We start from the raw sequence: 20,612 nt of genomic DNA on the forward strand, positions 1-20,612 counted from the left end.
ATATCCTCGGCGCATTCGCCGCCGCATAAAACCAGCATGAGGTAGGATCGAAACAAATCACTGTAGGAATACTGTGCCTTAACTCCCCGAATGCCAAGCGTTTGGTCTATGGTGTCGTAAATAGAGGCCTCCCGGATAATTTTGTCTGCAAAATTTATTCCGCCAAAAGAGTTGATGGTGTCGCTAGAATATGTAATTTTCATCCGCTACGATGTTTTCACCTAAGTAGGTGAAAATATTTTAATCGGGAAAGCCTTGTGATGATTATTATTACAGGGGTTCCCGATTATTTTATGCTTTTATGTTGCGGATATAAGGTGATAATATCTTTTATCCGATCCGGATTAATGAGTGTTTGTATTTATTGACGAATGGCTTGCTTGTTACGACTAAAATACTGCTTGTAATATTTGTCTAGGCTCAATGCCTATTGGGCTTACTTCCACCATTAGCGGAAACACTTCAACTCCTGCCGCCATTGCTACTTCTAATTTCTTTGCGTATTCGGGATCAATAGCCTTGGCAGGTGCAAATGCTTCAACATCTGTTCTTTGTATAATGTAAAGCATTACTGCACGCATTCCTTGCTTCTTTACCTCTATTAGCGTTTCTAAGTGCTTTTGTCCGCGAGTAGTTACCGCATCGGGGAATTTGGCAAGGTTTCCGTCTTTCAGGCTAACGTTTTTTACCTCTATAAAGCACTCTTCGCTTGCATTTCGAGCATATAGGTCGAATCGGCTATCACCAAAGGTGACTTCACGCCTAACTTCAGTATAACCATCAAGCCCAGGTATTTGTCCTTGGCTCACCAGTTCGTGAGCAAGCTGGTTGGGGTTGGAGGTGTTTATTCCCACCCAACCGCCATTAATCTTAATCATCTCCCACGTGAATTTAGTCTTCCTGTTTGGATCGGCAGCAGGCGACAGGTAAACTTCGGCTCCTTCTTCGAGGCAGCTCTTCATGGTGCCAGAATTAGTGCAGTGCGCTACAACCACCTCACCACTGTCGAGCATAATATCGGCAAGGAAGCGCTTGTAACGCTTAATGAGAGTTCCGTGAACTAGGGGTCTGTCGAATTTCATAATTTCTATAGTTAGTAACTACTAAACCCAAGATAAATATTGATTGTTTATTTTGCTTCCAGTTTTTTCAGCCTGAGGATAATCATCCCATTCGCTTTATTTAACTTTTATAATCGATCTATTGTGGTAATTTTGCCAGCAAATCTAGCCTAAATGAGGATTGTTATAAGGAATTTTTTTGTTATTGTTTGTGCATCAGGGCTAGTCACTGCCTGTACTGTTACTACCAATATTCCCAAGCCCAACGAATTATATAAGGTTACCAGTATTGCTCCACCGGTATCGGAGGTTTCCATACCAGTTTCCTTTAGTAAGGCTAACCTTCTTGCCGAAATAAATTCCAGGATTAATGGAGTTATTTATGAAGATATGGATCTCTCCGATGATAACCTTCAGGTAAGAGTGTGGAAGACTCAACCTATGACTATGGAGTTTTCGGGAACCACTATCCTTTATTCTATTCCAATTAAGGTTTGGGTAAATGGTAGTATTGGCATACTTGGATTTTCAGTCTCATCTACCATGGAAGCTGAAATGTCCATGGCTTTTACTACCTCATTTTCGCTTTCTAAGGATTGGAAGTTTACTCCAAAAACAACCTTAACAGGCTATAAATGGATTAAAGAGCCGGTGGCTAACTTGGGTAGTATGAAACTGCCGGTGAATTTTCTTGCCGATAAGGCAATTAAAGAGTGTAAGGGTGGTATTTGCTCGTCTATCGATAAGAATATAACAGAAGGATTCAACCTTACCGCCGTGGTAAACCAAATAACCAATGCAGCCCATCGGCCAATGCTCATTAATTCAGAGCAGAATCTTTGGTTGGTGCTGATTCCTCAAAAGATATCGGTTTCGCCATTTACCTCTACCGACACTACCGTTACAACAACGATTGGTTTAAAAACAATTTCGGAGGTAGTGGTTGGCAAAAAAATGCCGGAGTTGTGGTTAGATATTCCAATGCCTGAACTATCTCTTGGTAATGGTACCGGAAAGTATTTAAGTGTGAATTTTGGTATTGACGTTCCATACAACGAGGCTGAAATCCTGTTTTCGAAGGAAATTGTAGGTAAGACCTTTTCCAAAGGTAGGAGGTCGGTAAGGGTAGATAGTATCCGCATTTACGGAAGCGGGGAGAAGATCGTGATTGGAGCCCAACTATCGGGGAGCGTTAAAGGTTGGATTTATTTTAAAGGTATTGCCTCTTATAATGCTAGCAACCGGACTGTCGAGTTTTTGAATCTTGATTATGAGTTACAAACAAAGAATATCCTCCACCGAAGTGCATCATGGCTTTTCCGAAGCACGATTATGAACTCATTAAAGGAATCGATGGTTTTTCCTATAGGCAATGAGCTGGATAATATGCTTCTGGCAGCAAATAGAAACCTAGTTCAAAATAGAAGCATTAAGAACTTAGAGTTGAATGGAACAATTTCAACGCTGGCTATTGAGAAAATCCAACTTGTTCCCGATGCTTTTAGAGTTATGGTAACGGCTAAAGGTGAGATATCTATTATGGTTACAAAGCTAAATTAGTATGGTTTATCGCTTCGATTTTAGTGGCTTTAAAAGAAATTCAAGACCATTTAGCTTAATTTCATACATAGTTTCTAGGAGCATTCCCAGCCGTCCGGTTGGAAATCCTTTTTGCTTGAACCATACAAGGTAACTTTCAGGCAAGTCGCACAACTTCCATCCCTTGTATTTGCCAAAGGGCATAGGCATGGTTACCAATTCGAGCAGGGCTTTGGGGTCAGGTCCCAAGAGATCGTTAGACATTTGTGTGTAGATAGATTTTTGCTACTGATCAATGTTTCTGCGGTTACTCTTCTTTTCGGAGGTTGCCTTCTTATGTTCCAGCCGCCTTTCTTTTGATCCCTTTGTTGGCCGTGTTGGCTTTCGTTTCTTTCTTGGAGTTAACGCGGTTTGCAATATATCAAAAAACTTAATCACGCAAATCGCCTTATTTTTAAGTTGTGTTCGCTCTTCCTGCGATACAATAATGAGCAAGCCTGCTGCCGTAAGCCGAGATTGTATCTTTTGAGCAAGAGTCTCTTTTTCCCAAGAGGTAAGCAGTTCAGAATCAGGAACCGAAAAACGAAGCTCTACTTTTGTATTCACCTTATTTACATTCTGGCCTCCTGCTCCGCTGCTTCGAGAGGCGCTAAAAGTAAATTCTGTCGAAAAATCGCGCTTCCAAGCGGGTATTTCAAAAATCGATCTTTTTGGTTCTTCAGGCGGTAATTGGGGATTCATGGTTGTATTAAGAATTGTCACTATTGTCAACAATCACTTCTGATTCTGCTTCCAATGCAATGATATTGCCAGGATTTGTGGTTGATTTGAAGGAATAGTGCTTTTGTGAAAAATAGCTGAAAATGATAACAAACCCTGTCGCAAGCATTTTTGAAGGGGTAGGGTATATTCCTAACTGCTCAACAAATAGTTTTATTAGAATATAATTTATTAGTATAGAACCAAATACAATGATTCCGTAACGAAATAGTTGAACTCTTCCCCGCAAATCGGACTGTTGGAAGGTAATGAACTTATTCAGCAAGAACCCTGTGGGAAAAGTCACACAAAAAGAGATGATAAATGCAGCAATATAGGGGCTTACTGCAGTAAAGCCTAAATTTACAATCTCCTTATCAAGAATAAAGTTATAGCTTATGAAATATAGGAAGATATCTAGCACCATGTTTCCTCCACCGCAGGCTGCATAGCGAAATGTCTGCTGTGGTATAATCGTGCGAAATGGCTTATAGAACCAATCGATGGTGGATATTATCCAGCGCTGAAGAAAGTTAAAATTCATACTTTGTTTGTGTCTTGGATTCTTTCTGATTATGCGTTTCCCTAAAGGCATGCAAAAATAGGAAAATGTTCTATTCTACAATTGTTTGGCACGCAAAAATATGAAGTATTCCTTTTGGTCGCAGCATCATGACATAATTCTTATTGCAAGGTGCAGTATATCTGCGCCAATTCTACTGTTTTTTCTACTTTAGAATCCCTCTATTTTCAAATCTTATCACTTCTTCTTTATCTTTGCACCTCAAAAATATACAATTATGATATACATCGACTGCGACGACGTGCTGGCCGAAAGCACTCTTTCATACATTGATTTGATACACCGGGAGTTTGGTATTGAGCGTAAATTTGCGGAACTTACCTCTTTCGATTTACGAGAGTCGTTTGGACTCACTCAGCAGCAATTCGATCATTTCTTTCAATTGGTGCATACACGAGAGGAGGTTCTGAAATTTCAACCGCTTCCAGGTTCTATCGAAGTTCTTAATGAGTGGCGCAACCAAGGTATTAAGGTTGCTATTGTAACGGGCCGTATTACAGCAGCCTATGAATCAACGTTAGAGTGGTTGGCGATTCACAAATTTCCTTACGACTCCTTTACTATTGTCGATAAGTATAATCGTCCCGAAATGGATATGTCCATTGCAAAATCGCTCGATTACCTCAAAAAACAGCAGTTTTCGTTTGCCATTGAAGACTCCCTTACCATGTCAAAATTTCTGGCCCAGGAGATGAATCTCAATGTTGCACTGGTGAATAGGCCTTGGAATTTTGATAACAACCTAAATACAGGAATTATAAGGGTAAATACGTGGAACGATATTCGTAACAGTTACAATGTGTTATTTTCTTCAAAAACTATTGTATAGCAGTGGTTTATATTCTGTTTTCATCAATAAATCGACCGTTTGTATTTTACTTTGTAAGATAAATTGCCACAAACATTTTTTCACTATAATTCGTTTTATTTGTGCTAAGACACCCATATTATCTAGCTTTTTTGACTGCTATCGAATCGTTGTATAAGTTTTAAACGTTTGAATGGGATACAGGTCCAAATGTGAGTTGTTTTAGTAGTTTAATTAATCCTATTTTCAGTGAAAAAACAATTTCTTTATAGCATTGGTCTGTTGGCCTTAACATTAACTCTGGTGAGCTGGGGAGGTACTGGTCATCGCAGTATAAATGGACATACTACGTTTTATTTTAATCAGGAACTAAGTGCGTACACCACTTGGTCTAGTGCTCTTCAAAGTCATGCTTCTGATGCTGATAACCGGAAAGATTCTGATCCCACAGAAGGGAAGAAGCACTATATCGACATTGATAACTACTCCGAATACAATCAAAATGGAACTATAATGGAACGGTATGAAGATGCTGTTTCCAAGTATGGCTATAATGTCGGTTCTTGGGGCATCCTTCCTTGGGCAACTATTACAACATACGATACTCTTGTAAAGTGCTTTAGGCGAAATGATTTGAATAAAGCAGTTCTTGTAGCAGCCGATTTAGGACACTACGTGGGCGATGGCCATATGCCATTGCATATTACCGATAACTATGATGGACAGAATACCGGTAATAAGGGTATTCATAGTCGATATGAATCTTCAATGCTTGGTGATTATATTGGGCAAATTACCTATACACAACGTGATATTAGTGTTATTCGTAATGTAAGCCGGTATATATTCGATTATATATACAAAAACAGTAGGTATAAGGATTCAATATTTGCAGCTGACGTATACGCTCAAACCAAGGGCTCTATTAATAGTAATGCATACAATGCCGCCCTGTGGGAGAAAACAGCCACAATTACAAAGGAACTTCTTCCAAATGCGGCCCATGCGCTTGCTGAGTTAATTTATACGGCATTCATCGAGTCAAAATCTACAACAGGCGTGGAGGAGATGGTTTCAACAAAGTCTATCTCAATAGATAAGTGTTTCCCAAATCCTTTCTCGTCTTCTACATCTATTCACTATACTTTGGCAAAGTACTCAAATGTTGAAATGTTGGTGATTGATAGTAGAGGGCAACTGGTTGCCAACTTAGCTTCGGGTGTTATGAGCGAAGGCACACACGAGGTGGAATGGCATCCCACTTCTGTTTCTGCTGGTATATACTTCCTTGTGGCTCGTTCCGACAATTTTGTTGAAACTCAGAAGTTAGTCGTTGTTCGATAAAATATTTGTGATAACATGTAAAGGAGCCCTAAAGTGGCTCCTTTTTTTGTGACTTTCCGAATCATTATTTATTGCAGTAGTAATTGCGGTGTAGTATAGTCGAAAGAATAAAGGTCATTCTGTCTATATATCGGAAATGTATTGCAGACAATGGGCTAATATAAACCATATTGGTGCGAATAACTATATGGTGGTGGTTTCTTGTTGCTATTCGCGCATGGAATGGTATTGATATATAATAAACTAACTCCTAGTTACGGTTCTATTTGTAAGTTTTTAAAATCTTTCAGCTGAGCATACCGTTCTGCTAGCGATTGTATGGTTTCCGTTGTTACTAGGTCGTTTATTGCTTTACGGATGGGGGCATACCGTTCGTGCAGCGGACATGGATTGGTGCAATCGCACTTCTTAAAACCAAACCCGCACCCGGTTAAGGTGCTATCGCCCTCTATTGCATTTATTAGATCCTTAATTGGAAGATCTGCTTTCTCTTTGTCAAAAAAGAAGCCGCCGCCTTTGCCCCTTGTGGAAGAAACAAACCCATTTTTCACCATTCGTTGCAGCGTTTTGCCTGTGAAAAATTGCGGTGCATCAATTTCTCTTGCTATCTCTATAATTCCAGGTTTTCTATTGATGTTGTTTTGCGCCTGAATATAAACCAAGCCTCGCATCGCATATTCTGTCTCCTTGTTAAACATCCCGTTCCTTTTATTTAATAGCAAAAATACAAAATAAAAGATAGTTGACAACTAAAAGACCTTTTTGTCTTTAATTAAAAATATTTCATATATTTGCCTTCATAATTCTTAACAATAACTCTTATGAACAATAAACTAATGGCGACAGCATCGCTAGGCGAAATTGTAGCCAATGATTTTAGAACAGCTTTAGTATTCAAGGAAAACGGTATTGACTTTTGCTGTGGTGGCAAAAAAACGCTTAAAGAGGCATGCGATGAAAAAGCATTAGACACCAATATTATTGCACAAAAGTTGGAGGCAGTGCAAGTTGATTCGGCAAGCCCATCGCAAAATTTTAAGGACTGGGATTTAGGCTTCTTGGCAGACTATATTGTAAACAACCACCATAAGTATGTAATTAAAACCCTTCCTGAGCTGGTTTTTTACACCGAAAAAATTGCAAAGGTTCACGGTGAACGCCACCCGGAGCTGATTGAAGTTGCCGATTTGTTCGGGAAAATTAATGCCGAGTTAGTGCAACATCTTCAAAAAGAGGAGGAGATTCTTTTTCCGGCTATTAAGGAGGTGTTAAAAAGCAATTCAGTCTCGGCAAAGGCAACGGTAGCTTCAGAAATTGGCAGAATGAGCAGCGAGCATGAGTTTGCCGGAGGGGCTATGGATAAGATAAATGAGCTAACTAATGGATATGTAGTTCCTGACGATGCGTGTAATACCTATACTGTTTCGCTAAAGTTACTCCAGCAATTTGAAGACGATTTACATATCCATATTCACCTCGAAAACAACATACTATATCCGAAGTCTTTGGCTCTTTAGTTCAAATCTAATTATCCAAAACTTAAATTGTTTTCATACTATGACAACAGCAACAGCAAATTTAGAAAACGACCATATACACATACTTAGGCTAGTAGATGTTATGGAGCGCATTACCCATCTGGCTGAGGTTAATGTTGCGCATCTCGAAAACATTGTTGACCTGATACGAAACTTTGCCGACGGGCTTCACCATGCAAAGGAAGAACAAATGCTCTTTCCCAAAATGGTAGAAAAAGGTTTTTCCTTTGAGCAAGGCCCCGTTTGCGCTATGATGCACGACCACAAGGAAGGTAGAGCCTTCGTGGCTGGAATGGCAAACGCTATTGCACAGTATAAGTCAGGTAATCAAGGCGCATTAATGGATATTTTCAAGAATATGAAAGGCTATATCGAACTTCTCAGAGCGCATATTTCAAAAGAGAACAATGTTCTTTTCCGAATGGCCGATAGAGCATTTTCTGAAGAAGAACAGCTGTTTCTGTTAAGCCAATTTAAAAATGCAGAAACCGACTCAGCGCATGGAGGAGTTGTAAATAACTCTATTGCTCAGATAAATAGTCTTGCAATGTTTTATAATGTTCCATAACGTAAACCTTTATAATAGTCTAATTGGATGTGGAGAGAAAGAATTTTGTGAATCTGTTAAGCATATATCTTGATATCGTTTATCTGACGCTTCGGTACAACAGAATATTCATCCAGCGCCTGAACGGTCAGACAGCAGTGATTCACTGCAAAAATCACAGTATAGTGTGATAGTAGGTTAATTTCAGGAATTGCTGTTCTGTATTAACTTAAAAATCAAATTATAGTGTGATTTTTCTTTTGTAATTGGAGAATATGACACCAATCTAAAGCCAATTTTATCGATTTCGCTACACGATTAGGTGTAACCGAAGGTAGGACTGAAGTATTATTAACTCCTAATATTTATTTTCCAATACAAAACTTCGAGAATATATTGCCAAGAACCTCATCGTTAGTTATTTCGCCAGTAATGGTACCCAAGTAGTGTAATACCTCTCTTATATCTTGCGAAAGTAGATCGTTTGGGAGATTGTTGGAAAGCCCTGCTAGTGCTCGCTCTATACCAATTTTGACCTGATTAAGCGCCTCAAAATGTCTTGCATTGCTCACCAATACGTCGCCGTGGAGTTTCGTCGTGTCCATCACCACATTTGTAAGAGCGGTATGCAGTTCGTTTAGATTGCTGCCATCCTTTGCCGAAATGGTAATGACTTGGATGGCCGTTTTAATTTGCTTGGCAATTAACTGCTCCACGATGGTACTGCTGGCTTTATCTGCCTTATTAAGCAGTGCGAGAATCGTTTTTCCATTCAACCCAAATCGATTCACAATTTCATTGAGAAAGTCAACTTCATCCTGAGCATTTGCCGTGAGATCAAGCAGTGCTATAATAACGGACGCTCCCTCCATCTTTTGAAAGCTGCGCTCAATTCCCATTGTTTCAATTGTGTCCTGACTTTCGCGGATTCCGGCTGTATCAATCAATCGGAAACCAATTCCGTTAATCACGATTAGGTCCTCAATGGAATCGCGGGTGGTACCAGCAATTTCCGAAACAATTGCGCGCTCTTCTTTTAGCAACGTGTTTAGAAGCGTGGACTTACCTGCATTGGGTTTTCCCGCAATGGCCACTGGTATACCTTTCTTTATGGCATTGCCGAGGGAAAATGATTCGGTTAAACTTTTTGCGTATGCCGCAATTTCGAGCATAAGGTTTCGAAGCAAGGATCGCTCGGCAAACTCTACATCCTCTTCACCAAAGTCGAGCTCAAGCTCAAGCAGGGATACAAAGTTCAACAGCTTTTCACGTAGTTGATGTATCTCGTTCGATAAATTTCCTTTAAGTTGGTTGAGCGCCAATCGGTGATTAGCCTCTGAATCTGAGGCAATAAGATCGGCAACTGCTTCAGCCTGAGATAAATCTAGTTTCCCATTTAAAAAGGCTCGAAGTGTATACTCTCCGGGTTGAGCCATGCGAGCCCCAACCTCAATAAATCGCTGAAGAATTTGCTGCTGGATGTATGAGGAACCGTGGCAGCTTATTTCGGCGGAATCTTCGCCGGTGTAGGAGTGAGGTGCACGAAATAGTGAAACTAGCACCTCATCAATGAGGCTATCATTATGGTCTACAATTGTGCCGAAGTGAATTGTGTTTCCTTTTTGAGCGACCAGCGTTTTTCCATTCTTGGCAGAAATGAATACTTTGTCAACCAATTCAATGGCTCCTTTTCCACTAACTCTTATAATGGCAATGGCACCAACTCCTGCTGGGGTAGCAATGGCTGTAATAACTGCGTTATCCATGGATTTATTTTTCACAAAAATAGTCAAGTTATACGATTCAAAGAAAATGTGATCAGAGATTGATGACAGGTGCGTTTTTATAGTCTTTCAATGATTAGGCATACTGTGTGTTGAGTGGTTTTTATTATCAAAATAATATTGTAGAAAATTTGTTTTGCCCTATCGTTTATGGATTATGAAATTTATCATCTTGTTCGTGCACCTTCTTTTGCATAGACTTTAAACATTATTAACTTTTGGCTGTTTAATTTCCATTATAGTTAAATGATTCTCGAATTTTAATCGTAATATTAACCTATCACCATCAAAGTAAGCATATGAGCGTATTGGTCAACAAACATTCGAAAGTACTAGTGCATGGGTTTACCGGCTCGGAGGGAACCTTTCATGCCCAGCAGATGATTGAATACGGTACCAACGTTGTGGGAGGGGTTACCCCAGGAAAAGGTGGCCAATCACACCTCAATCTTCCTGTCTTTAATACAGCCAAGGAGGCTGTTCAAATTACTGGTGCCGATGTATCGATAATCTTTGTGCCACCTGCTTATGCTGCTGATTCTATTCTGGAAGCTGCCGATGCCGGTGTAAAACTGATTGTTGCCATTACTGAGGGTATTCCCACTTCGGATATGGTTAAGGTTAAGGAATTTTTAGCGGGGAAACCCGATGTAACCCTTGTTGGGCCAAATTGCCCTGGCGTTATTACTCCTGGAGAAGCCAAGGTGGGCATTATGCCTGGCTTTATTCATAAGAAGGGCACTGTCGGTATAGTTTCTCGTTCTGGAACATTGACATACGAGGCAGTAGATCAGATAACTAAAGAGGGGCTAGGCCAAAGCACTTGCATTGGAATTGGGGGCGACCCAATTATTGGAACTACTACCCTTGATGCGGTAAAGTTATTAATGGCCGATGCTGCAACTCAGGGAATTGTAATGATAGGTGAAATCGGTGGAACGATGGAGACTGATGCTGCTCGATGGATTAAGGAGCATGGCACTAAACCTGTGGTTGGATTTATTGCAGGTCAAACTGCGCCAAAAGGACGAAGAATGGGTCATGCTGGTGCTATAATTGGTGGTGCGGAGGATACTGCTGCTGCCAAAATGAAAATTATGCGCGAGTGTGGGATTTCGGTTGTTGAATCGCCTGCCGACTTGGGCAAGACTATGGCTGCATTGCTCAAATAGCTATAGCTGAATTGCTGTATTAATAGCCTCAATTCTCACGGATTGGGGCTATTTCTATTTGGCGAATAAAGGTAATTAGTAGTAATCTAGGTTATTACTCTGATAGAACATTACTGTTTTTAGCAAATAGTTCAGTCGATAAATCACAAGTCAGCAGTGATTATACTGAAATTCTTCTCACCAATTTTGCCGTCATTATTTACTCCTTTTGCTATTTTTGCAAAAAAACTATCCCTTGAAAACTATTCAAGACGTAGAGTCAAACCTTCAAGTATCGAGTAAAAAAGCGGTTATAAGCGTTGCACAGGCGGTGGAAGCGAATATCTTATTAGCCGAAGAGTTATTTGAATTGGCTATCAGCAATCGACAGCCTCTTGCTTGGCGTGCGGCTTGGACATTCAGCTATCTGGCCGATTGTAACTCTCCAATTTTTGAACGCTATATCCCTCGTATTATTAATGCGCTACTGCACATAAGTCATCATGGTCAGCGAGGTTGCTTTTATAGAATGCTGAGCCACAGCAAATTTAAGGCAGAGGAGTATAGTGAACTACTCGATTTTTCCATTGATATTCTTCTTAAGCCAACAATTCGTGCCTCGCATAAGTTTTATTGCCTCGATGTGCTTGAAAAATTTGCTGTGCAGATTCCTGAACTCAGGGGTGAATTAATAATGGTGGTTGAAGCGGCATTGCCAAACTTTGAAACAGAAACACTGAAGCGTAAGGGAAATAGTTGGCTAAGTAAAATGACGAACATTAGACCGTGAAAATAAAGTATTTTAGTTAAAATATTATTGATCAATTATCTACTAAATAGGTTTGCATGTCTGTTAAAGGAAGAATAATTCCGATGATCTCTCCTTCTTGTTTCTTTTCATACCTTTGTTGCCTCCAATTTGGTCTCCAATGCTGCATACAACGGGCTACATCCTTCACGATTTCTAACAGCTGTGGCTAGGATTATTCCTTAGCATAAAAATCCGTTACCTTACTTATTTTCTTACACTTCCTAAATGGGGTGTGGTTGTTCATTTCATTATATTGATATTATGTTTCGCGGAGGATTATTCGTATTCTTGGGCGCATGCAGCTATGGCGTGCTCTCTACATTTGTAAAATTGGCCTATGATGATGGTTTTTCTCTAGGTGAAGTTGTTGGGGCACAAGTTTTTTTTGGCGTAATAATTTTATGGGGGATATGGTCATTTTTGCCTCAAAAACGCGCTGTTTTCGCAAATCCGCGTGTAAGTATAACGTTGATTTTGTCAGGAATAACCACGGCAATGGTGAGTATTTGCTACTATAAATGCGTGCAGCTACTTCCTGCATCTATAGCTATACTTCTTTTGATGCAATTCACTTGGATAGGCATACTTCTCGATTGGTTAATTTGTGGCAAGCGACCTTCTTTGCTACAGCTCGTTGCCGTAACTTTGATTTTAGGAGGTACCGCTTTAGCTGGGGGCTTGCTATCGTCAACCTCACAGGTATTTAGCTGGGTAGGTGTTTTTTATGGTATAGTTTCGGCTGTATGCTTCTCCCTCTTTATATTGGTAAGTGGAAGGGTTCGCAACTCACTGCATCCCATCGCTAAAAGTGCCCTTTTAATGACGGGTTCTTGCATTACCATTTTCTTAATATTTCCACCAATGTTTTTGGTAAACGGTTCGTTGGGTGGAGGGCTTGCTCAATGGGCACTATGGCTTTCTGTGTTTGGGGTAGTTATACCTCCCGTCTTTTTTGCCAAAGGAATGCCAACGGTTGGTATTGGACTTGGATCCATTATCAGTTCAGCCGAATTGCCTGTAGCGGTAATAATGTCGGTAGTTGTACTGCACGAACAGCTGGTTATCTTGCAGTGGCTTGGTATTGCGGTAATACTTCTGGCTATTGCATTGCCTAGTATGGTTTTTTTTATGGTTAAACGTGCTGAGCACTGACCAATTTTCTTTCTCAATAAAAAAAGAGAGCCGTTGTTGCTCTCTTTTTTTTAAACGGGATGTCTTAACCTACTACTTGAGTGCATCAAAGAGTATTTCGATAGGATGAACGGCGCTTCGTCCTGTTCCATCGTGAATTTGATGGCGGCAGCTGGTTCCTGGAGCAGTAATTAGTGTTTTTGCGCTAGCCTTCCGAACAGCAGGAAATAAAACCAGCTCGCCAACCTTCATTGAAAGTTCAAAGTGCTCTTTTTCGTAGCCAAACGAACCAGCCATACCACAGCAACCGGAGGGTATCTCCTTTACTGTGTAGTTCTTCGGAATCGAAAGCATTTTCTTTGTTGGTTCAGTGCTTGCTACCGACTTCTGTTGGCAATGTCCATGCAGCAGGGTTTCTTTCTCAAGTTGGGTAAAGTCATTGGCTGAGATATTTCCATTGTCGAATTCCCTAACAATAAATTCCTCAAACAGAAGAGTATTAGGAGCAAGTTGCTTTGCTTTATTACGCAACTCTTTATCAACCAATGAAGGGTATTCATCTCTAAACGAAAGAATGGCTGATGGCTCTATTCCCACCAGAGGAGTTTCGCTTGTAATTATATCTGAAAGCAGCATTACATTCTGATTTGCAATGCGTTTTGCGGTTCTAATTAATCCTTTAGATATATAGGTGCGGCCACTCTCTCCATGTTTCGGAATTGCCACTTCATAACCAAGAGTTTGGAGTAGCTTAATTGCTTTTATACCAACTCCAACATCATTGAAGTTGGAAAATTCATCGCAGAATAAAAACACCTTTCCCTTGGCATTTAGTGGCTTAGCTACTTGATTCTTCTTAAACCATCGTGCTAGTGTGGTTTTGTATAGAGTTGGTAGGTTTCTTTCGGGGTGAAAGCCAAGCGATTTCATAAGCAGGCGCGAAACGTACCTGTTTGTTAACACGAAGTTTGTGATAGAGGGAGCCATCGACCCTAAGGCATTTATCTTGGTTATGTATGCTACTAACCTCGACCGCAAAGGAATTCCGTGTTTATCGTAGTAGTGTTGAAGGAATTCAGCCTTAAGTTTTGCCATATCTACGCTCGAGGGACACTCCGATTTACACCCCTTACAGCTTAGGCAGAGATCCATAATTTCGTATATTTCCTTGTGATCAAAGGGGCTTTCTTTTGTGCTGTTGGTAAGAAATTCCCGTAATATATTGGCTCGCGCTCGTGTGGTGGATGATTCGTTGCGGCTAGCCATGTAGCTGGGGCACATGGTGCCGCCTGCCTTTTCGGTTTTTCGGCAATCGCCCGATCCATTGCACTTTTCAGCTTCACGTAAAATTCCCCCCTCCTCGCTAAAATCGAAAATGGTTTCTATATTACGATTTGGTTTGCCCGGCTCATACCTCAAGCTTGTATTCATTTGCGGGGTATTCACTATCTTGTTGGGATTGAAAATGCCGGCAGGATCAAATACATCCTTAATTTCTTTCATCCAGCCATAGCATTTTTCGCCCACCATTATAGGAATAAATTCGCCGCGCAAACGCCCATCACCATGCTCACCACTCAATGATCCCTTGTATCGCTTCACAAGATGAGCAGTATCAATCGCCACACTTCGAAAGAGATCAACATCCTTGGGGTCTTTTAGGTTGAGAATGGGGCGGAGGTGTAGTTCGCCGGTTCCTATATGGGCATGGTAAACGCAATCGAGATTATACTTCTCCATTATTTGGGCAAAATCGTGCATGTAATCTGGTAGACGCACTGGTGCAACAGCGGTGTCTTCGATGACAGAAACTGGTTTTGCATCTCCCTTCATATTCGAAAGAACCCCTAGACCTGCTTTTCGTAAGTTCCAAACTTTTTTAACCTCGGTACCCCAAATTACAGGAAAATGGTAACCATAGCCATTTAGGCGCATTTCTGCCTCCATCTTTTCAGCCAACTCCTCAATCTCACTCCTAGTTTCTCGTGCAAATTCAACTATGAGAATTGCTCCTGGATCTCCTTCTACAAAAAAGCGGTTCTTCCGTTGCTCTATATTATCTTTTGTAAGCGAAAGGATGGTATTATCCATCATTTCAACGGCACCTGGATTATATTTTAGAGCAATTAGGTTGGCCTTGAAGGCTTCTTCCTTTGTGTGTAGATGTATGCAGACTACTGCTTTTTCTTTTGGTGGGACGGGGAGTAGGTTAAGGGTAATTTCGGTTATGATGCCAAGGGTTCCTTCCGATCCTGCTATGAGGGCGCAAAGATTAAATGGCTTGTTTTCGCTGGAAAACGGGGCGGATTCACACAGCAAATCGAGTGCATAACCGGTATTTCTACGCTTAAGACTCTTGTCTGGGAATTGTGATGTAATCTCGTTTCGGTTTTCTTCCACCGATAGAATTGATTGTATCTTTCGATATATCTCGCCTTCTAACGACTGGAGGGCGATTTTCTCTTCACATTCAGTAGATGAAAGTGGTTTAAATTCAACCTCTGAACCATCGGCGAGAAGCATTTTCAATGAGATTAGATGGTCCCGGGTACTGCCATATATTAAGGAATGAGAACCACACGAGTTATTTCCAACCATTCCGCCCATCATACATCGGTTCGAGGTGGAGGTCTCCGGTCCAAAAAAGAGCCCGTAGGTTTCTAGGTGTTGGTTCAGCTCATCGAGTATTACTCCAGGCTGAACCTTTACCCAAAGTCTATCTTGGTTTAGTTCAATGATTTGACCAAAGTATCGCGAAATATCCACAACTAATCCATCACCAACCACTTGGCCTGCAAGAGAAGTGCCTGCTGCCCGAGGTATAAGCGGAATACTATTTGCTGAGGCAAAACGGATGAGTTTTTGAAGATCAAATATGTTTCGGGGTATGGCAACGCCTATAGGAATTTCACGGTATGCTGAAGCGTCGGTTGCATACTGCATGCGCGCGCTTATATCTGTAAACAGTTCGCCTTCAAGTTGCTTTTTTAGTAAGGTAAGGCTGTTGGTTTTATGGTTTACTTTCATTGGGCTCTTATTTAAGGAGCCGTAAAAGTAAAAAATCCTAAGTGAGTAGTTTTCTATTCTGATAATTAATTCCGTTTAAATGCAGTTGCTTCTACGATTGTTGCGATATCTGTGTTAACTTACCATATGTTTTGGCAGAAGGATATTCTGCACATGTTTGTCTTCTGTAACTATACCAATAGAAATTATTACTTTTGTAAAAAAGAAATAGCTATGTCCTATTTTCGAATTTGGATGCACGTGGTGCTAATTACTGAGGGGCAGGAAGAGTTGTTGGATGATGTTACGGCTAATAGTATTACGTCCAACATAAAAGCGAAGGCAATGGAAAAGGGGATTCTTGTGGATTCTGCAGGTGCCTCGAAGGAGCATGTACACTTTCTGATTTCTCTCGGTGTAAATCAGAACGTAGGCGCGGTAATTGAAGATTTAAAGGAAATAGTTAGTAGAATGGTGAATATGCCAAAGTTAACAGCTACACCTCTGTTTTGGGATGATGGTTATTTTGCTTTCTCTGCAAGCCATTCACTAATTGATAAGGTTAGGGAATACATCAAGGGACAGGTTGTTTTGCACCAGCGAAAAACGTTTCAAGAGGAGTTTTCCGAGTTTTGCGAGAAGCATGGCTTTATAATAAAGCGGTAAAATATTAGGCGGTTTGTATTTCCTTTCAGAAAGGAAAAATTAAGAAATTATTGCCTCTGATACTCAGAGATGCTAAGTGTAATTGTAAATTATTTTAGTATTTCTTCGCTTGGCTACTCCTAAATATTATGAAAACTGATACTTACGAATATTTTATTGGCACTTTTGGCAATAATGCCTCTGAGCAGAAAAGAGGATTGTAAATATCTTTCATTGTCATAAGGCTAATAGGTTTCCCTATTATGGTCGAGGAATAGCGATTACAATCGTTTGTTTTTTCTTAAAACGAAGAAAGTCATGACTCTAATAGACATTGCTTGAGCCAGATGAGAAATCTGGCACAGTTTTAACAAAAAGGTGTTGTAAAAATGCTTTTTTTTAGTGGAAACCACGCTTTTTTCAGTATTTTTACATCGGAATGCTGATTAATACAATATTCTGTAATACAATGTATTATATCAATATGGTTGCTAGGAATACTGCATTTGCCTTTTGTTACCGTAACCGTGGTCTCAACCGCGTGGGGAGTTGTCACTCCTCATTAGTCCTATCAAATTCCTCCAAATTGTCTTTTCTACCTCTGAATAATAACCAATTCATAACTTTTTTAAGATGGTAATTCTCGTATTAAACTGCGGCAGTTCGTCCATTAAGTATCAACTTATTGACATGATAAGTGACAAATCCAGCAATCTCCTTGCCAAAGGCATGGTTGAGCGTATTGGATTAAACGACGGAATACTTGCTCATAAGCCAAACGGCAAGGACAAGTTTGAGGTAACCAAGAGTATTCCTGATCACACCATCGGGATCAACATGATTCTTGAAGCACTTGTTGATAAGGATCATGGCGTTATTGGCAGTTTGACGGATATTTCTGCAGTAGGCCACCGTGTTGCTCACGGAGGCGAATTCTTTACCGAGAGCGTATTGATAACGGACAAAGTGAAGGAGGAGATCGAAAAGTGTATCGAACTTGCTCCTCTCCATAACCCCGCTAACCTCAAGGGTGTTCTAAGTATGGAAAACCTTCTTCCAGGAGTCTCTCAGGTTGCTGTTTTCGATACCAGTTTTCACCAATCCATGCCACCGCATAGCTACCTCTATGCTATTCCTTATAAGTTTTATGAAAAATATAAGGTTCGTCGCTACGGTTTCCACGGTACTAGTCATAAGTTTGTTGCTCAAAAGGCTTGCAAATTGGTTGACATCGATTTCGATAATTCAAAAATTATTACCTGTCACCTTGGAAATGGTGCGTCTATAACTGCCATTCAAAACGGAAAATCGCTCGATACTTCAATGGGATTTACTCCGGTGGATGGTCTTATCATGGGTACCCGCAGCGGTACGGTTGATCCCGGTGTTCTTCTTTATCTGGCTGATAAAGAAAATCTTAACCTTAAGGGTGTTAACGATCTAATTAACAAACAAAGTGGGGTTCAAGGTATTTCTGGAATCTCTTCCGATATGCGCGATATTGAATGCGCTGCGGCTAATGGCAACGAGCGCGCTATTCTCGCCCTCGATATGTACTACTATAGAGTAACCAAATTTATCGGTGCTTATGCAGCGGTAATGGGAGGTGTTGATCTTATTGTATTTACCGGTGGCATCGGTGAGAACGATCCAGTGCTTCGCGAGAAAGTATCTACTATGTTTGCATTCATGGGTGTCGATTTTGATGCTGAGGCAAATAAGGGCGTTCGGGGTAAGGATAAACTTCTAACTAAACCAAACTCCAGAGTAAAAGTAATGGCGATTACTACTGACGAGGAATTGGTTATTGCAACCGATACTCGCTCAATTGTTAGCAAATTGAAATAATTTTAAAATATTTTCACTTATGGCAATAACAAAACTTGACCAAATCTTTGACGTAGTTCGACTCAAAGGCAAAAAGAGACTTGTGGCTGCTTATGCCAACGATTCTCATACAATTGGCGCTGTTGGCATGGCTGTTGACATGGGAATTATCGATGGTATTCTTGTGGGCGACGAAGCTACTATTAAAAGGGTTTGCGACGAAGAAAAGATAGATGTAAAGAAATTTCGCATCGTTCAGGAAGCCGACGAAATGAAGGCTGCAAGCAAAGCGGTGGAACTCATAAATAAGGGCGAAGGCGATATTCTTATGAAGGGACTTGTAAGTACCGACAAGTATATGCGCGCTATTCTTAACAAGGAAACTGGCTTGATGCCTCCTAAGGCAGTGCTTACCCACGTTACCGTTGTGGAGGTGCCTACATATCATAAGCTACTTGTTGTTAGTGATGTTGCTGTAATTCCTGCTCCCGATTTTAACCAAAAGGTGGCAATAACTAACTATGTAATTAAGGTGGCTCAATCTCTTCAAATTGAGAAGCCTAAGGTTGCTATATTAGCTGCTACCGAGCAAATGCTTGCAGGTATGCTTGCATGTTCCGAAGCGGCCATGATCTCGAAAATGGCCGATCGCGGCCAAATTAAGGGCGCATTTGTGGATGGTCCTTTAGCACTTGATGTAGCAATCGATAAAGAATCGGCTGAAATAAAGAAGATTGGTGGTAATGTCGCTGGCGATGCCGATTGCATTGTATTTCCAAATATCGAATCGGGGAACGTGTTCTTTAAAACCTGCACAAAGTTAGCAAAGGGTGAACTTGGCGCAATGGTAATGGGAGCAAAGGTTCCATGCGTACTCACCTCTAGGGGCGATAGCGTTAAGTCTAAAATGTATTCAATTGCCTTGGCTGCATTATCTACAAAATAGTAACCACCGCGAAAAAAAATACTAAGAATGGAAGATTTTAGAGTATTGGCAATTAATCCAGGTTCTACTTCTACTAAAATTGCTGTATATCAAGGAAATAAATCAATTTTCTTGAAAAATATAAAGCATTCAACAGAGGAACTACAAGGATATTGTCATATTTCCGAACAATTTGAGTTTCGTAAGGAGATTATTCTCAGAGAACTTGAATCTGCTGATATCAAAATAGATTCTATTCACGCTGTTGTTGGACGGGGCGGTTTAGTAAAACCAATTGAATCTGGTGTTTATTTGGTAAATGAGCGCATGAAAGAGGACCTTAAAGTGGGGATTCTTGGAGAACATGCCAGTAACTTGGGAGGATTAATTGCAGATAATATCGCACAAAGCCTACCCAATACCAAAGCTTACATCGCCGATCCTGTCGTTGTTGACGAAATGCAACCAGTAGCGCGTGTCTCAGGACATCCGCGGTTTGAGCGTCTGTCCATATTTCATGCGCTAAACCAGAAAGCTATTGCACGTACCTACTCCAAATCACTCGACAAAAAATATGAGGAGATAAACCTAATTATTGCTCACCTTGGTGGGGGTATTTCGGTAGGAGCCCATCATAATGGTCGGGTAATCGATGTAAACAATGCATTGGATGGTGAAGGTCCTTTTTCACCGGAGCGTTCTGGCACTTTACCATCGGCTGCTTTAGCTAAGCTTTGCTTTAGTGGCGAGGTTACCCTAGCAGAGGTGAAGAAGATGATTAACGGACAAGGTGGACTTGTTGCCTTTATGGGAACAAATGACGCTTATGAGGTTGAAATGAGAGCTAAGGCTGGAGATGAGAAGGCTGTTTTGATCCAAGACGCAATGTCGTACCAAGTTGGTAAAGCAATTGGTGGAATGGCAGCCGTGCTTAAAGGTAAAGTAGATGGAATATTGCTAACTGGTGGTATTGCTCACAATCCATTTCTTGTAGATTATGTAAAGGAGATGGTTGGCTTTATTGCTCCGATCGTAGTATATCCAGGTGAAGACGAAATGCAGGCTTTGGCTATCAATGGCCTTATGGTGCTGCGTGGCGAGGTTGAACCGAAAGAGTATAGGTAAGATTTGTTTTTAAGAAGCAAGTCTCGTC

General features: G+C 40.7%; 20 protein-coding genes. 12 read left to right on the forward strand and 8 right to left on the reverse strand.

Features of this window, described 5'->3' with window-relative positions:
• A partial coding sequence (locus BLS65_RS04345) for a hypothetical protein (RefSeq protein ID WP_394331446.1) occupies positions 1-203 on the reverse strand: 203 nt, incomplete at its 3' end.
• 186 nt (positions 204-389) lie between these two features.
• A complete protein-coding gene (gene sfsA, locus BLS65_RS04350) occupies positions 390-1,082 on the reverse strand; it encodes a DNA/RNA nuclease SfsA (protein WP_092436248.1) in 693 nt (230 codons plus the stop codon).
• A gap of 153 nt (positions 1,083-1,235) precedes the next feature.
• Here sfsA and BLS65_RS04355 point away from each other — a divergent pair, with 153 nt between their 5' ends.
• Positions 1,236-2,621: a DUF4403 family protein gene (locus tag BLS65_RS04355; RefSeq protein WP_092436250.1), complete on the forward strand. Its 1,386-nt coding sequence runs from the start codon at positions 1,236-1,238 to the stop codon at positions 2,619-2,621.
• 6 nt (positions 2,622-2,627) lie between these two features.
• On the opposite strand, the gene BLS65_RS04360 is transcribed toward BLS65_RS04355, so the two are convergent.
• From BLS65_RS04360 to BLS65_RS04370, 3 genes are read right to left on the reverse strand one after another with little or no spacing between them, the layout of a single operon-like run.
• On the reverse strand, positions 2,628-2,864 hold the full coding sequence (locus BLS65_RS04360; RefSeq protein ID WP_092436252.1) for a DUF3820 family protein: 237 nt from the start codon (positions 2,862-2,864) through the stop codon (positions 2,628-2,630).
• 21 nt (positions 2,865-2,885) lie between these two features.
• Positions 2,886-3,341, reverse strand: coding sequence for an alternative ribosome rescue aminoacyl-tRNA hydrolase ArfB (gene arfB, locus BLS65_RS04365; RefSeq protein WP_092436396.1), 456 nt, complete (start codon positions 3,339-3,341; stop codon positions 2,886-2,888).
• A 7-nt stretch (positions 3,342-3,348) separates the two neighbouring features.
• A complete protein-coding gene (locus BLS65_RS04370; protein WP_092436398.1) occupies positions 3,349-3,903 on the reverse strand; it encodes a GtrA family protein in 555 nt (184 codons plus the stop codon).
• Between the two features lie 256 nt (positions 3,904-4,159).
• Here BLS65_RS04370 and BLS65_RS04375 point away from each other — a divergent pair, with 256 nt between their 5' ends.
• On the forward strand, positions 4,160-4,771 hold the full coding sequence (locus BLS65_RS04375) for a 5' nucleotidase, NT5C type (RefSeq protein WP_092436253.1): 612 nt from the start codon (positions 4,160-4,162) through the stop codon (positions 4,769-4,771).
• Between the two features lie 228 nt (positions 4,772-4,999).
• Entirely contained in the window at positions 5,000-6,094 is a 1,095-nt protein-coding gene (locus BLS65_RS04380; protein WP_092436255.1) for a T9SS type A sorting domain-containing protein, read from the forward strand.
• 254 nt (positions 6,095-6,348) lie between these two features.
• On the opposite strand, the gene BLS65_RS04385 is transcribed toward BLS65_RS04380, so the two are convergent.
• Positions 6,349-6,792, reverse strand: coding sequence for an RrF2 family transcriptional regulator (locus tag BLS65_RS04385; protein ID WP_092436257.1), 444 nt, complete (start codon positions 6,790-6,792; stop codon positions 6,349-6,351).
• Positions 6,793-6,915: 123 nt separating this feature from the next.
• Here BLS65_RS04385 and ric point away from each other — a divergent pair, with 123 nt between their 5' ends.
• Together ric and BLS65_RS04395 are read left to right on the forward strand one after the other, a co-directional pair.
• On the forward strand, positions 6,916-7,611 hold the full coding sequence (ric, locus tag BLS65_RS04390) for an iron-sulfur cluster repair di-iron protein (protein WP_092436260.1): 696 nt from the start codon (positions 6,916-6,918) through the stop codon (positions 7,609-7,611).
• A gap of 40 nt (positions 7,612-7,651) precedes the next feature.
• Complete coding sequence (locus BLS65_RS04395) at positions 7,652-8,200, forward strand: hemerythrin domain-containing protein (RefSeq protein ID WP_092436263.1); 549 nt, start codon at positions 7,652-7,654, stop codon at positions 8,198-8,200.
• A 344-nt stretch (positions 8,201-8,544) separates the two neighbouring features.
• On the opposite strand, the gene mnmE is transcribed toward BLS65_RS04395, so the two are convergent.
• Positions 8,545-9,945 (reverse strand): tRNA uridine-5-carboxymethylaminomethyl(34) synthesis GTPase MnmE, encoded by a 1,401-nt coding sequence (mnmE, locus tag BLS65_RS04400; protein ID WP_092436265.1) that lies wholly within the window; start codon positions 9,943-9,945, stop codon positions 8,545-8,547.
• Positions 9,946-10,262: 317 nt separating this feature from the next.
• Between mnmE and sucD the strand changes: the two genes are divergently transcribed.
• The 3 genes from sucD to BLS65_RS04415 all read left to right on the forward strand — a co-directional run bounded on the left by sucD (position 10,263) and on the right by BLS65_RS04415 (position 13,077).
• The gene (sucD, locus tag BLS65_RS04405) at positions 10,263-11,135 is read left to right on the forward strand and encodes a succinate--CoA ligase subunit alpha (RefSeq protein ID WP_092436268.1); all 873 of its coding nucleotides are present in this window, start codon (positions 10,263-10,265) and stop codon (positions 11,133-11,135) included.
• A 235-nt stretch (positions 11,136-11,370) separates the two neighbouring features.
• A complete protein-coding gene (locus BLS65_RS04410) occupies positions 11,371-11,904 on the forward strand; it encodes a hypothetical protein (RefSeq protein ID WP_125869765.1) in 534 nt (177 codons plus the stop codon).
• A 282-nt stretch (positions 11,905-12,186) separates the two neighbouring features.
• Entirely contained in the window at positions 12,187-13,077 is an 891-nt protein-coding gene (locus tag BLS65_RS04415) for an EamA family transporter (protein WP_092436272.1), read from the forward strand.
• A 72-nt stretch (positions 13,078-13,149) separates the two neighbouring features.
• On the opposite strand, the gene BLS65_RS04420 is transcribed toward BLS65_RS04415, so the two are convergent.
• Complete coding sequence (locus BLS65_RS04420; protein WP_092436274.1) at positions 13,150-16,083, reverse strand: FAD-binding and (Fe-S)-binding domain-containing protein; 2,934 nt, start codon at positions 16,081-16,083, stop codon at positions 13,150-13,152.
• Positions 16,084-16,296: 213 nt separating this feature from the next.
• Here BLS65_RS04420 and BLS65_RS04425 point away from each other — a divergent pair, with 213 nt between their 5' ends.
• The 4 genes from BLS65_RS04425 to buk all read left to right on the forward strand — a co-directional run bounded on the left by BLS65_RS04425 (position 16,297) and on the right by buk (position 20,584).
• Positions 16,297-16,728, forward strand: a complete 432-nt coding sequence (locus tag BLS65_RS04425; RefSeq protein ID WP_170829996.1) for a transposase — start codon at positions 16,297-16,299, stop codon at positions 16,726-16,728.
• Between the two features lie 612 nt (positions 16,729-17,340).
• Positions 17,341-18,555, forward strand: coding sequence for an acetate/propionate family kinase (locus BLS65_RS04430; protein ID WP_092436279.1), 1,215 nt, complete (start codon positions 17,341-17,343; stop codon positions 18,553-18,555).
• A gap of 19 nt (positions 18,556-18,574) precedes the next feature.
• Complete coding sequence (locus BLS65_RS04435) at positions 18,575-19,480, forward strand: phosphate acyltransferase (protein WP_092436281.1); 906 nt, start codon at positions 18,575-18,577, stop codon at positions 19,478-19,480.
• A 27-nt stretch (positions 19,481-19,507) separates the two neighbouring features.
• Positions 19,508-20,584, forward strand: coding sequence for a butyrate kinase (gene buk, locus BLS65_RS04440; RefSeq protein ID WP_092436284.1), 1,077 nt, complete (start codon positions 19,508-19,510; stop codon positions 20,582-20,584).
• Positions 20,585-20,612: the final 28 nt, after the last annotated feature.

The organism is Williamwhitmania taraxaci, assembly GCF_900096565.1.
Lineage (GTDB): Bacteria > Bacteroidota > Bacteroidia > Bacteroidales > Williamwhitmaniaceae > Williamwhitmania > Williamwhitmania taraxaci.